The organism is Chloracidobacterium sp., from assembly GCA_016711345.1.
Classification (GTDB): domain Bacteria; phylum Acidobacteriota; class Blastocatellia; order Pyrinomonadales; family Pyrinomonadaceae; genus OLB17.
On sequence record JADJTD010000001.1, the window covers coordinates 2,380,762 to 2,394,338 of the forward strand.

The following is a 13,577-nucleotide window of genomic DNA, read 5'->3' on the forward strand; positions in this document are numbered from 1 at the left end:
GCAGCTGCCTTGGATTTATCTCCAAATCGCAGAGAAACCAGAAAAGATCACGATGCCAAGGCACACCGCTCACGTACGTTTTTGATCGAAACAACACATCGCGAAGGATTTTTCTTGATTTCATGTGAAATTAAGTGTATTAAAGATACAGTTCAATTTTTTATTCGCTTCGAAGTTTGAAGCGAGTTTTTGTATTTAAATCCAGTCATTGTTCTTAGGTGACGACTACCTGATATTCACAATTTAGTTAATCATTTCTGGGGGGAAATTAATGTTCACGCGATCTAAATCGGAAAATCGTAAAGGGATTTTTGTGTCTCTTTTTGTTTTGGGGTTACTCACGGCGATAGTTGTATTGCCTTATAAATTCGGCACTAAGGCGGCGGGACCTAAAGGCCTTTTCACGAAGACGACAAGCGTCGACGCTGGCTTGCCGAATTACGACATTCGCTCGGAGAAAAACGATGCGATAGCGGATTTTATGCTTTCTGCCCGAAATTTATCGGGTAAAAGCGCGGTAGAAGTTGCCGACATCAGAGAAGGATTTGTTCGCGGCGAAAACGAACTAAGACAACATGTGCCGACGCTTAAGATCGAGTACAACGCTGATATTCGCATCCCAGAAGTGATAACGCCTGACGTTTGGAAGACACAGATTGCACGGCTTACCGGACCGTCGAGTGAGAAGCGTTCAGAGATATTGCGCGACTTTGTAAAGGCTAATAACGAACTTGTTGGCGTGTCGCGTCAGCAGGCAGATGAGCTGGTAGTTTTGACGGACTACACAAACCCTGACGGCAATCTTTCCTACGCACATCTCGAACAAAGGCCGAACGGCATTCCGGTTTTCCGAAGCGAAGTTAAGGCCGGATTTACTCAAGACGGCAGAATAATTCGCGTTATCAACAATCTCGCGCCTGGGCTTGATTACACAAGGCTTTCGACTGACTTCCGCGATCCGGTAGATGCGGTCAGGGCGGCGGCACGCAATATCAATTATGAAGTTAAGCCTGCCGACATCACACTTAATGACAAGGAATCAGATAATTTAAAGGCGGTTTTTGGAACGGGCGACTGGGCAACGACGGCTGAGAAAATGTATTTTCCGACCGAACCCGGCGTTGCGGTTCCGGCGTGGCGTGTGCTTATCTGGCAGCCTGTTAATGCGTATTATGTGATCGTCGATGCCGCGACCGGTACGATGCTCTGGCGTAAGAACATTGGCGAGGATCAGACTCAAGCGGCGACCTATCAGGTATATCGCAATGCAACCGCTTTCATTGATGTTGCTGACAGCCCTGCGCCTTTATCGCCCGGCCCGCTCGACCCAACGCTTGGACAGCAAGCGCCTGTCATTGCAAGGACAAATCTAACGCTGATAGGTAATGAAGGAACGAACAACTTTAACAACAACGGCTGGGTTACTGACGGAACGAATATAACCGACGGTAACGCGGTTGAAGCTGGCGTCGATCGAGTCGCACCGGACGGCGTGGATGCACCGCAAACCGGCAGCCCGAATCGGGTTTTCAGTTCAACATGGAATCCGGCACCGGGAAGTCCCGCGCCGGGAGATGACCCACTTACAGCACAGGCGCAGCGCGGAGCGGTCATTCAGATGTTCTATGCAATGAACCGTTATCACGATGAGTTATATAAGCGTGGATTCACAGAGCAGGCGTTCAACTTTCAGGCTAACAACTTTGGACGCGGCGGAGTCGGCAATGATCGAGTTTCCGCAGAAGGACAGGATAGTGGTGGAACAAACAATGCAAACTTTAACACCCCGGCCGACGGCGGCCGCGGACGTATGCAGATGTATCTTTGGACAGGCCCGACACCGGATTATGATGGTACGGCCGATGCTGAAGTGATCTATCACGAAGTAACTCACGGCACGTCGAACCGTTTACACGGCAATGCGTCAGGCTTGTCAACAAATATGGCACGCGGTATGGGCGAAGGTTGGAGTGACTGGTATGCCGAGGTAATGCTTGCCGAACCCACGGATCCGATTAACTCAATTCACACGACCGGTGGTTACGCAACATATTTGATCAGTGCCGGATTTACCGGCAACTACTATTACGGCATCCGCCGATTCCCGAGAGCCCCGATAACTTTCCTGGGGCCAAACGGCAAACCTCATAATCCTTACACCTTCAAATATGTTAACGCTGGCTGTAATACTCTTATCGGAACGACAACTTCTAATCCGCCGCCGAATAGTGCATATCCACGCGGCCCCGTTGGAGTTACGACCTGCGACCAAGTCCATAATATTGGTGAGGTATGGAGCAGCATGTTATGGGAAGTTCGCGACCGCATTGTCACTCGTCTTGGCTTTACTGCCGGAACGACGCGATCTCTTCAGATCGTTACGGACGGTATGAAGCTCGCTCCAATCGGCCCGACGATGCTTCAGGAGCGTGACGCAATTATAGCTGCTGCTTCTGCGTTGCCGCGCGGCGAAGAGCCGGAAGCATCGGCTGATGTTAGCGACGTCCGCGAAGGTTTCCGTGTTCGCGGAATGGGATTTAGCGCGAGCATTCAAAATGCAGGTACAGGCGCTGATAACACGGCGGTTACGGAAGCATTTGACGCGCCGAATGCATTGATAACCAATCCAATTTCGGTCAGCGATTCGTCCGGCAACGGCAATACATTTCCGGAACCGGCCGAGAACGTTCTGGTTTCGGTGCCGATCACCAACACCTCAGGTTCCGCCATCAACGGCGTAGTTGGCGGCATTAGCGGCGGAGTTTCTGTAAACTACGGAAACATTGCCGATGGAGCGACGGTTACACGGCAGATTCCGTATTTAATACCGCCTGCAACCGTGTGCGGAAGCACCCACCAGATCACAATTACTGGAACGAGCGCTCTCGGAGCGTTAAATCCACAAAATTTCTCTTTTGTTGTGGGTACCCCCGTCGGCGGAGCACCTGCGAACTTTAACAACTCGGCAGCAATCACTATTAACGACAATACGTCCGCTTCGCCATACCCGTCCAATATCACCGTATCTGGCTTGAGCGGAAATAAGATCATTAAATTGAGGTTGAATGGCCTGACTCACACTTTCCCTGAAGATATAGATATGCTGCTGGTAGGACCGGGCGGACAGAAGTTTCTTCCGATGGCGGATAAGGGCGGAAGCGGTGACGTGTCAAATATTAACCTTGTTTTATGGGACGGCGCCGCTGTACTTTTGCCCACAACCCAGTTGGCATCAGGTGAATTCCAACCAAGCAACACTGATACCACAACGGATGTATTTCCGGCTCCGGCACCGGCATCTCCGTACCAAAATCCCGCTCCGGCTGGGGTAGCCACTTTCGCCTCAACATTCGGCTCTACAGGTTCAGCGTTTAACGGAACATGGAGTTTGTATGTTCGGGATGATGTAGGGACTGATATTGGAACGATCTCCGGCGGATGGGGACTCACATTCGAGTCAAATAATTTTACATGTTCGCCTTTCATTGACGGAACGGTTACATACGGAAATGCCATCGGCAATCCACCGGCACCTCGATTTGTTTCCAATGTCACTTTGGCAGGCGCTGGTTCGCCGGCAGTTTCTGCCATATCAACCTTCCCGGACGGCAACTATTCGCTCGGCGGATTTGGTGCAGGTCCATACACGGTTTCTCCGAACAAGATCGGTGGAGTCGGTACTGCTTTTAGTTCGCTTGATGCAGCGAGGATCTCGCAATTTGTCGCGGGATCCATTTCATTGACTCCGACACAATTGACTGTAGGAGACGTTAGCGGCAATACCACGGTCTCGTCATTCGATGCGGCAATGATCGCAAAATTCGTTGCCGGCCCGCCATATGAGCCGCCGGGAATCGGCCAGACGGCAAAATGGATCTTTAATCCTACAAGTAGGACATATCCATCCATTGGAGCGACCCTTACAGGCGAGAACTACTCTGCTCTCCTGATGGGAGACGTTACAGGAAATTGGTCAGATACTGCTCCTGCACGTCCGGCCAACCGGCAGGATGCAAGCACTGCTGTTGAAGCTCCGAGTCTTAAGGCTCATGCCGGCGGCGAGGTGCTTATTCCCGTAACTGTTCAGGGTGCTGACGGAAAGGAGATCATTGCCTATGAATTCGCTCTCCGTTACGATCCGGCAGTGATACAGCCTCAGGCTGATGCGGTCGATCTGACAGGAACCGCCAGCCGCGGGCTCTCGGCGGTAGTGAATGCGGCTGAACCTGGACTCTTAAGAGTCGTCGTTTACGGCGCGATCCCGATCGACGGTAACGGCGTGCTTTTGAATCTAAGATTTAATGCGGTCGGAGCACCTGGTTCGACATCGCCGCTGACATGGGAGAGCATTCTCTTCAACGAAGGCGATCCAGGCGTTTTTGTCACGGACGGGCGAGTTGAGTTGGCGGCAGCTTCTATTAGTCAGGCCGCAAAAAGCCGCAAGTAAGCAGCTTTAATCGCAAATAGGGGCTGTCAGAGACTCAGGTCTCCGGCAGCCTCTTTTTTCTGAACAAACAACCCTTTTCGAACTATTATTCAACAGCTTCTTCAACAAGAATAATCTTGACAAAAGGCCATATTTGCTTATACTTAAGACCATAACGCAAACGTATAGAGGCATCTGAAATAGGGTGTCGGATATTGGTGGGTAAAGTCCCCTGATGCTTTTACAAGTCTTGCGAAGAAGGTTGCAGGAGACAGTTGTTAATGTCGATAAGTGAGAGATCATCCCGCTTCTACGGGACAAAAGGCCTTATTTTTGTCACGCTGGCGTTGCTTACGAGCATTGCAGTGATGGGTTCCGCGCGTTCAGATCACGCCATTCTCGCACCGGTTTCAGGGCTGTTTGGCCTGCAAACAAATTCTCAACCTGATTTTTCCAAAAACAACGTTTCGACTGAGAACTCGCCTTTAGATGTTACGGTTTCTCTTGCAAATGTAAGTTCGACGCCGGGTATTGTTTTGGTTCCGATCACGGTTGGAGACCTGACGGGCCTGGAGATCTTTTCGTACGACCTTCAAGTTACTTTCGATCCTGCGGTCGTTACACCGGCTTCGCCTGCTTTCGTAGGACCCGGAACGCTTAGCAGCGCGATGGCGGTCACGACCAACGCGACCAATCCCGGACACCTTATTCTAGGCGCTTTTCAAGGATCGCCGCTCGACGGGTCGGGTACGCTGATATTCCTCAGATTCAATGTTATCGGGACGCCGGGACAATCCAGCTCCTTGGCTTTTGAGGATTATATCGGTCCGGGTCCGGCTTTTCATCCAGCTTTCGATTTCAATGACGGTACACCCATAGCTATAACTGCCAATGGCAGCATTTCCGTTATTGCGGGGGCAACACCGACGAACACTGCGACTTCGACTTCGACACCGACGAACACAGCAACGCCGGCCGCGACGCAAACAGCCACCTCTACCGCAACGTCAACAGCAACTGCAACGCCAACTGCCTCGCCTGCATGCTCTAACTCTGTATCGATAGCAAATGCGACGACGTTTACTGGCGTTCCCGTCACCGTACCGGTCAATATTTCTAATGTGGCGGGCCAAGGTGCAGTTTCCGCCAGCTTTACCGTTAACTATACTCCGGGGCTCATTACCCCGAGCGGAGTAACTTTTGGCCCGGTTGGCATTTCAAACGGCGGCGGAAGGACTTTGGCATATAGTAATCCGGTTGACGGGATATTAAACGTATCGATCTTCGGAGGAAATGAGTTTCAGGGCAGCGGAACTTTGGTGAACCTGAACTTCAGCGTAGCAGGGCTTCCGGGCACTGTTAGTCAGCTAAATTTCACATCCTTTCAATACAACACCGGTTCGCCTTGCGCTTCGACGACAAACGGCAGTGTGTCGGTAATTTCCGGAACAATATCGGGAACTGTCACCTATGGCAACATACTGGCTCCGCCGGCTCCCCGTTACGTGCCGAACGTGCTTATCAGCGGTTTCGGATCGCCGCCGGTTTCCGCCGTAACCAATAACCTCGGAGCTTATTCGATAGGCGGCTTCGGACCTGGTGTCTATTCGATGACACCGTCAAAGTCGGGTGGCGTCAACGGTGCTGTAACTGGATTTGACGCGGCGCTGATCTCACAGTATGTTGTCGATTTGACCCTTTTTAGTCCAGCTCAAGTGGCCGTAGCCAATGTCAGCGGCGGTGGCGGCGTCTCGTCATTTGACGCTTCGATTATCGCTCGATATTCGGTTGCGGCTCCGCAGTCAGGGTTAGCGGGAAACTGGATATTTAACCCTGTAGGAATCACTCATCCGCCGATTCTTACCAATATCGTAAATGAAAACTATTCAGCACTGCTGATGGGTGACGTTTCCGGAAACTGGGTCAATTCCGGTGCCCGGCCGGCCAATGACAGCGGCCCACAGAAAAGCGCTGTCGTAAAAGCCGCGGATATGCTGGTTGCGGCGGACAGCGACATCATAATTCCGGTAAAAATACAGAGTGCCGCTAACAAAGGGATCATCTCTTACGAGTTCGACCTCCAATACGATCCGCTCGTGATACAGCCGCAGGCAAATCCAGTCAGTTTGAATCGAACTGTCAGTCGCGGCCTCAGTGCCATAGCCAATGCAGCAGAACCTGGGCTTCTCCGTGTGACCGTTTTCGGTCCGATGCCGATAAACGCTGATGGAACTCTCTTAAATCTAAGGTTTACTGCGGTTGGTGCTCCGGGAGCGGCAACTCCATTGACTTGGGAGCGTCTGTTACTTAACGAAGGCGATCCGCAGGTGATCGTAGCTGACGGACGCGTAGAAATCGCGGTGGCTGCAGCGGATCAGGCTGAGATCAGCGGGCGTGCATTAACTCCGTTTGGTGAAGCCATTCCCAATACCCGCGTGACGATAACGGATACAGCCGGCCAAAGCCGCTCGCTGCTTGCAAACCAACTTGGCGAATACAGGTTTACAGGCCTGCAATACGGTCAAACATATACGGTTCACGCGGACGCAAAAGGACACAATTTTACTCCGTTAACGATCAGCGTAACCGGAAGATCAGCAGCGGCGGACCTGATCGCCGAGCAATAGGAAATCACAACAATTTATCAAAAACGGCGCTTCTCTTATTAAGATAAGTGCCTTTTTTTGTTATGTTTACCATGGTTTGAGATGCGGGTGACCGTCAAAAAGCCATCGGAGACCCCCAAAAAGCCGTCAGACGACCCCCAAAAAGCCATCGGAGACGCCCAAAAAGCCACCGGTCGGAAGTGATTTTTCGTGTCCGCGATACCCGCCATCACTGTTTTGCGGACACCTGATCACCTCGTGATCTCACACGGCACATCACGCTAGCCATTACGCGTTTGTTGGCTGCCTTCATGACGTCATAGCTCATCGTCACGATCAACTTCACGAATTATCCAGACTGCTGACCCATTTCAGGAACGAATCTTCATAGACCAGCCAGCCCAATTTTGTCCGTGCGTTGCCGACGGTCTCAAATGTACCGTCCTCGCACATCGTTATGAGTGTCTTGCGGGTAAGTGGCGGCACGATTATCCGGTGCTTACGTATGAGGCGTTCGACCTCGGCAAGGCGGAGTTTGGTTCGCTGCGATAAATCCAATGTTCGTTTTGTGTTTTTCATAGTGTTTCGTGTAAATGTTGTTGAATTTTTAGCCGCAACACGCGGGAAACAAAGGCTTTGAGGGCATACCTTGTAAGTCAAGCCAATTTGGGAAAATTGAGCCATATCGAGAAAGTTAAGCAATATCGAGAAAGTTCGGCCATTTTGGGAAAATTGGTATTCCATTTTTCAAAAATCCGCGCTAGTCTCATCATCGTTGGGCGATATTTACGCGATGCAAAATAGTCTCGACTAAGAAACAAACAAATTGCACCCGTTATCGTTCGATCTTTAGAAAATAGCAGACTATCTTAGATGTTGCAAGTATGCAATTACAAACTAACAATGACATTCTCTGAAAACGATAAATTAAAGGCTTTGGGCATAGTAAACGTCTTTGAGACCTCGCGGCCGTTTGGCGAGTACGCGGCTTGCGTCGTGCTGGATGACGGAGCGGGCGTTTCATATGGCGTCAATCAATTCACGCATCGCTCGGGCTCGCTGGCGGCGGTTGTCGAGGCTTATTTGAGCAGCGGCGGACAGCTTGGAAGAGAGATCCTTGCCGCTGCTCTGTCGACACTAAATAGAACTTCGACCGCCGCGATCAATAAGCTGAGCCGGGACACGCGATTTAAACAGGCATTGCGAGCCGCTGCCGTCACGAGCGAGATGAAAGCGGCGCAGCAGACGGTCGCGTTTGAAAAATATCTCTTGCCCGCTATACAGATATGCGAGGCAAAAGGATTCGTTTTGCCGCTGTCGCTGGCGGTCGTTTACGACTCGCTCAATCACGGTTCGTTCGAATACATCTCGGCGAGAGTGACGCCTATCGGAGCTGTAAGGACCGCGATGAAAGATGCGGTTGCCGCCGAGAAAAAATGGATCACCGAATACGTTCGCGAACGTGACCGATGGCTTTCTGCGATCAAGCGGCTCCGGGTGACACGTTACCGAACGAAATTCTTTCTCGATCAGATCGCGATCGGCAATTGGGATCTAAAACTGCCGATGACGGTGCATGGTTTTCGGTTGACGAAAGAAGTTTTGGCGTCGGCTGACGTCAAAAAAGAGGACGCTGTGACGGTGGAACGCAGTGACGCAGTGTCAGAACCGGGAGCGCTAGCGACTGGGTCGATCCTAAACAAGGCCGGCAAAGCAATTTCTTCTGCAGCCGACAAATTTGACCGCGTTTCGAACGCCGTAACAACCATCACGACTCGCACCGATGCCGCAAAGTCTCTGTGGACGACCGTTATCGGCACGATCTGGCAGGCGATGTGGGCAATATTTAGCTTTCTCGCCGGCTTGCCGCAAGAAGTGTGGATCGTCGTCGCCGTAATCGCGGCGGTCCTAATGGTGCTTTATCTATACAGACAGATCGAGCTTGGACGAATAAGGGAGCGTTCAGAGTTGCGGCTTTAGCCGCGAGAAAGATCACGCGTAAACGCGTAACTCTGAGCAGAAGAAAATTATGAATGACACAAAAAACATTTTACTAGCGTGGATAAGCTCGGTTTCGTCGGTGTGGACGGCGATCGAGGCGAGAACCTGGATAACGATCATTTCGGCGATCGTTCTGCCGATCTTATTTTTTACTGTCGGAAAGGCAGTGGACGTTGCGCTGCAAATTTACTTTAGGAAAAAGCTGCGAAAGCCCGCACGTAAGTAAGGGCGATACATTCAACTTGCGTGTTCCGCCCTTAGTAACGTGCGGGCTTACGCATTCAGAAAATTATGAATACGAAAACAAAAATCTACATCGGCATCGCTCTGGTTGCGATCATTGCGATCTTTGCTGGAGCAATCTGGCAGCCACACAAGATAACTAGACTCGAACGCGTCGTCAGCGACGCAAAACAAACTGCAAGCGAAAAACAGGACCAGGCGGCGGCAAAGGAAATTGAGGCCGCTGAGTATAAACAGAAGATCGAATTTCTCGAGCAGCAGCTCGCCGATATTCAAACAAATACGAGGAAACAAGATGAAAAATTGGAAAAAGCTACTAATAGCAGCCGCAATGCTCGCGGCGGTGTTGAGCGTGCAAAACGCACACGCGCAGGTCAAGCCAACACAGCCGAACTCTGCGCAAAGCTCGCCGAAATTGGGCATTCGTGCGAATGAAATAACACCGGAGGCGGAGCCTCCTGTGGTTTTGGGGCGAGCGACGGAAAGGCAGAGCCTTTCCGCTCATCGAGCGGCGAAGCCGCAGGAAACCACGCCTAAAGGCGTAACTCTGAACGCTTGTATAGCGGCGGTGGACGAATTGAAGGCGAGCCGTGTGTTGATCGATGCGCTTGAGGGTGAGAATCGTGCGCTCGACGAGCGTTTGGAGACGGAAAAACAGGCGATCGCTATTTTGAAAGAGTTAAACGAGACGCGGCGAAGCGAGAGTGAGGCTTTAAGGGCGACGGTTGCTGCCAAAAACGAAACGATCGCCGCAAAGGACAAGGTCATCGACTCGCAGGACAAGCTGGTCACGGCATTAAAAGGCAAAAAACGCTCGCCACTGGGACGCATCGGCGACATCCTGATCGGCGCGGCGATCTTTGCGGTATTGAAATAACAGGTGTCCGTAGCCCGCACGTGAGTAAGGGCTCTACTGTGTGGCAAGGAGCCCTTGTTTACACGCGGGCTACTGACACGAGCAGAGTCTAGAGGAACAACTATGAACAAGATAATCGACAAAGCAATAACAAACATTCGCCTCAACGCCGAGCGCTACGCAAAAGCCGGGCGGTATTACAACGGCCAGCATGACCTGTCGTTTGCCTCTGAGAAGTTTCAGAACACTTTTGGAAGCCTGTTTCGGGAGTTCGCATTGAATCTGTGCCCGGTGATCTGCGATGCGGTGCGGGACAAGCTGCGTGTGACGGGGTTTAGTGTGGAGGATACGGGCGGAAACGCGACCGTTAGGAAGCGTGCACGTGAAGGGGAAGGCACGCTCGTTCACACTCGCGTTTCCGCCCTGGTAGCGAGCCACGCTCGCCGCATTTGGCAGCAGAACCGGATGGGAACGCGGGTTGGTGAGATACATAAGGAAGCACTCATATATGGTGATGCATATATGATAGTTTGGCCCGATGAATACGGGGCGGCGACGTTTTATCCGAATAAGGCGGCGAATATAACGGTCGCGATGGATGAGGCTTCGCCGGGCTCCGTCGCATGGGCCGCGAAGGTCTGGCGGACAGCGGACAAGCATGTCAGGCTCAATCTTTTTTACCCGGACCGTATTGAGAAATTCATTTCGCGAAAAGAAGTGGAAGGCGGGTTGCCGGATGCGGACGGCTTCGCTCCGCTTACCGCAAGTTCAAACTTAAAAGTTCAAGGTTCAAAGTCCTCAATCGAAACTTGGAACCTTGAACTTGGAACATTGAACAGGGAACCGTGGACGGTTCCCAACCCTTACGGCATCGTTCCGGTGTTTCATTTTGCTAATAATGCGGATCTTGGCGCTTTGGGACGCAGCGAACTTGAATCGGCGATGCCGGTTCAGGATGGGTTGAACAAGTCGGTGCTGGACATGCTCGTGGCGATGGAGTTTGCGGCGTATCGGCAGCGTTGGGCGGCGGGCATTGAGATCAAGATCGATGAGAACGGCAAGGCGATCGCTCCGTTCAAGGCGGGCATCGACCATATCTGGATCAGCGAAAATCCGGGCGCTCGGTTTGGCGATTTTGAGGCGACGGAGCTTGAGCAGTTTTTGAAGGTCAAGGACAGCTTTCGAGTCGATATGGCTTCGGTCACAGGGACGCCGCTGCATTATTTCCTGCAGCACTCAGGCGATTTTCCGAGCGGTGCGAGTTTGAAAAAGGCCGAGACGCGTTTCCTCGCAAAGGTCCGCGACAGGCACGAGTCTTTCGGACAAGTGTGGGCGGACGCGATGTCGTTCGCACTGATGATCGAAGGCAAGGGAAGCGACACCCGCCTCATCACCGAATGGGAAGACCCCGCCCCAATGGCCGAACGCGAGTTCCTCGAAAATATTTTATTAAAGAAGCAGATTGGCCTGCCCGTCGAGCAGGCTTTATTAGAAGCAGGTTACGGCGCGGCGGATGTGAAGGCGATGGTAAAAGGATCAGGTGTCGAATAAAGGAGGTGGTGGCGGAGTCTCGATTTGTTCGGAATTAGGTTTCCTTGCCTTATCGCGACGCCAAAAGAATATGTATGGCGGAATGGAGAAAATAAGCGCGTTCATAATAAATGAGCCAGTGGCCAACAAGACCTTTTCAAAAGTGAACCCGGGTCTGTAGAAGTTTGACACCTTCTCAGGGAAGAGATAGCGAAATATAACTGTCGGGAGACGAGTCGCAATATCGAATGGGGGAGCGCTGCCGAACCGATTAATGTCTCCCTCAGCGTAAAACATAACCAACGCGCCACATATAAACACGTAGATGAGTAAGAGCGGAACTCCTAATGCAAGCGATTTCAGAAATCGTTTCATCGCTTTACGATACCAAAACTGATTACGAAATTTCTAGCTACAATCACTATGAAAAAACAAACAGAAAACACAACACAAAATACACCGTCAACGGATGGTGATGGAAAAATCACGCCTGAAGGCGTAACTCTAAACGAGCTTCAGGCAGAGAACGAACAGTTGAAGGCGACGATACGGTTTGGCGAGGCTCACCGGCAGATAACGGCCGAGCTGGGACGAGCCGGAGCGAGGTCGCCGGAATTGCTGTTCAATTCGGTCAGGGACGCGCTGCAGTTTGCCGACGACGGCACGCTGATGAACTCGGCGGCGCTGGTTGGGAAATTAAAGAGCGATCATCCCGAACAATTTGGGAACCCGCACGGAAACGTTCCGTCGATCGACGCCGGTGCAGGGATAGCAGCCGCTCCGCAATTGACCAAGGACGCTCTTCGCAAGATGAACGCCGCCGAGATCGCCGAGCTAGATTGGAACGATGTCAAGAGAGTTTTGGCAGCGTAAAGAGTGACGCGTTTACGCGTGATTCTTGCGTTATTTCTATTCAACACAGTTCACGCCTAAAGGCGTAACTCTTAACAAAGAAGGAGAAAAACATGGCTTTAGATTTTATACCGACAGTTTGGGCGGCGAGATTGCTTGTCGCATTGGAAAAGGCTCTCATATATGGACAGACGAATGTGTCCAATCGCGATTATGAGGGCGAGATACGAAAGGCCGGAAATACGGTCAAGATCGCTTCGGTAGGCGACGTTGCGGTGGACGATTACGTCAAGGACGCCGATATTGGCGATCCGGCATCGTTGACCGACACCGAGCAGACGCTGCTTATTAACCAGGCGAAGTACTTTAATTTTTACGTTGACAGCGTTGACCGCGCGCAGCAGAACGTCAATGTGCTCGACGAGGCGATGCGGCGTGCGTCATGGAGGCTGCGGGATTACGCAGACATTTTTATCGCTGAGGCAATGGAATCGGTCGTGCCTGTGGGCAACACGATCGGTACGACCGGCACGCCGAAGATCCCGACCAAGGCCGACGCGTACGAGTATCTTGTTGATCTCGGCGTGCTGCTCGACGAATCGAACACGCCGATCGACGGCAGATTTGTGGTCGTGCCGGCGTGGTTTCACGGGCTTTTGCTAAAGGACGACCGATTTATACGTTCCGGAACGATGCCTGCGGAGCGCCGTCTGGCAAACGGTTTGGTTGGCGAGGCCGCGGGCTTTACCATCCTAAAATCGAACAACGTCCCAAACACCACAGGCACGAAATACAAGATCATCGCCGGTCATTCCATAGCAACCGCTTACGTCGAGCAGATCTTGGATGTGCAGACATACAAGCCCGAAAAGCGTTTCGGCGACGCCGTCAAGGGCCTGCATGTTTACGGCGCAAAGGTCGTGCGTCCCAATAATCTTGCTCAGTTGATCGCGAGTAAAGCGTAGTTCAGTCAAGAGTCTGGAGTGGAGGGTCTTGAGTCGGAAGCTTTCCGCTCTCTCCGCTCCAGACTCCAGATTCCAGACTTATGACTCAAAACTCACTA

The 13,577-nt window shown here is 51.8% G+C and carries 10 protein-coding genes; 9 read left to right on the forward strand and 1 reads right to left on the reverse strand.

The features are described 5' to 3' along the window. Positions 1–313 precede the first annotated feature (313 nt). Positions 314–4,447 (forward strand): M36 family metallopeptidase, encoded by a 4,134-nt coding sequence (locus IPL32_09810; GenBank protein MBK8466115.1) that lies wholly within the window; start codon positions 314–316, stop codon positions 4,445–4,447. A 260-nt stretch (positions 4,448–4,707) separates the two neighbouring features. Continuing rightward, positions 4,708–7,053: a carboxypeptidase regulatory-like domain-containing protein gene (locus IPL32_09815; protein MBK8466116.1), complete on the forward strand. Its 2,346-nt coding sequence runs from the start codon at positions 4,708–4,710 to the stop codon at positions 7,051–7,053. A gap of 321 nt (positions 7,054–7,374) precedes the next feature. On the opposite strand, the gene IPL32_09820 is transcribed toward IPL32_09815, so the two are convergent. Continuing rightward, positions 7,375–7,611, reverse strand: coding sequence for a hypothetical protein (locus tag IPL32_09820; protein MBK8466117.1), 237 nt, complete (start codon positions 7,609–7,611; stop codon positions 7,375–7,377). A gap of 324 nt (positions 7,612–7,935) precedes the next feature. Between IPL32_09820 and IPL32_09825 the strand changes: the two genes are divergently transcribed. From IPL32_09825 to IPL32_09855, 7 genes are all read left to right on the forward strand, one after another. Continuing rightward, positions 7,936–9,012, forward strand: coding sequence for a chitosanase (locus IPL32_09825; protein MBK8466118.1), 1,077 nt, complete (start codon positions 7,936–7,938; stop codon positions 9,010–9,012). Positions 9,013–9,061: 49 nt separating this feature from the next. Next, positions 9,062–9,259: a hypothetical protein gene (locus IPL32_09830; GenBank protein ID MBK8466119.1), complete on the forward strand. Its 198-nt coding sequence runs from the start codon at positions 9,062–9,064 to the stop codon at positions 9,257–9,259. Positions 9,260–9,324: 65 nt separating this feature from the next. Beyond that, positions 9,325–9,711, forward strand: a complete 387-nt coding sequence (locus IPL32_09835; protein MBK8466120.1) for a hypothetical protein — start codon at positions 9,325–9,327, stop codon at positions 9,709–9,711. After that, positions 9,629–10,153 carry a hypothetical protein gene (locus IPL32_09840; protein ID MBK8466121.1) on the forward strand — a complete coding sequence of 175 codons (525 nt, stop codon included), beginning with the start codon at positions 9,629–9,631 and terminating at the stop codon, positions 10,151–10,153. Before IPL32_09835 ends, IPL32_09840 begins: the two co-directional genes overlap by 83 nt. Positions 10,154–10,255: 102 nt before the next feature. Next, entirely contained in the window at positions 10,256–11,683 is a 1,428-nt protein-coding gene (locus tag IPL32_09845; protein ID MBK8466122.1) for a phage portal protein, read from the forward strand. Between the two features lie 402 nt (positions 11,684–12,085). Then, on the forward strand, positions 12,086–12,535 hold the full coding sequence (locus IPL32_09850; protein MBK8466123.1) for a hypothetical protein: 450 nt from the start codon (positions 12,086–12,088) through the stop codon (positions 12,533–12,535). 92 nt (positions 12,536–12,627) lie between these two features. Then, the gene (locus IPL32_09855; protein MBK8466124.1) at positions 12,628–13,479 is read left to right on the forward strand and encodes a P22 coat protein - protein 5 domain protein; all 852 of its coding nucleotides are present in this window, start codon (positions 12,628–12,630) and stop codon (positions 13,477–13,479) included. Positions 13,480–13,577: the final 98 nt, after the last annotated feature.

What these genes read in the sequence shown, in the direction of transcription:
- IPL32_09815 (MBK8466116.1), top strand. Translation starts at nt 4,708, where the DNA reads ATGTCGATAAGTGAGAGATCATCCCGCTTCTACGGGACAAAAGGCCTT.
- IPL32_09820 (MBK8466117.1), bottom strand. Translation starts at nt 7,611, where the DNA reads ATGAAAAACACAAAACGAACATTGGATTTATCGCAGCGAACCAAACTC.
- IPL32_09825 (MBK8466118.1), top strand. Translation starts at nt 7,936, where the DNA reads ATGACATTCTCTGAAAACGATAAATTAAAGGCTTTGGGCATAGTAAAC.
- IPL32_09830 (MBK8466119.1), top strand. Translation starts at nt 9,062, where the DNA reads ATGAATGACACAAAAAACATTTTACTAGCGTGGATAAGCTCGGTTTCG.
- IPL32_09835 (MBK8466120.1), top strand. Translation starts at nt 9,325, where the DNA reads ATGAATACGAAAACAAAAATCTACATCGGCATCGCTCTGGTTGCGATC.
- IPL32_09845 (MBK8466122.1), top strand. Translation starts at nt 10,256, where the DNA reads ATGAACAAGATAATCGACAAAGCAATAACAAACATTCGCCTCAACGCC.
- IPL32_09850 (MBK8466123.1), top strand. Translation starts at nt 12,086, where the DNA reads ATGAAAAAACAAACAGAAAACACAACACAAAATACACCGTCAACGGAT.
- IPL32_09855 (MBK8466124.1), top strand. Translation starts at nt 12,628, where the DNA reads ATGGCTTTAGATTTTATACCGACAGTTTGGGCGGCGAGATTGCTTGTC.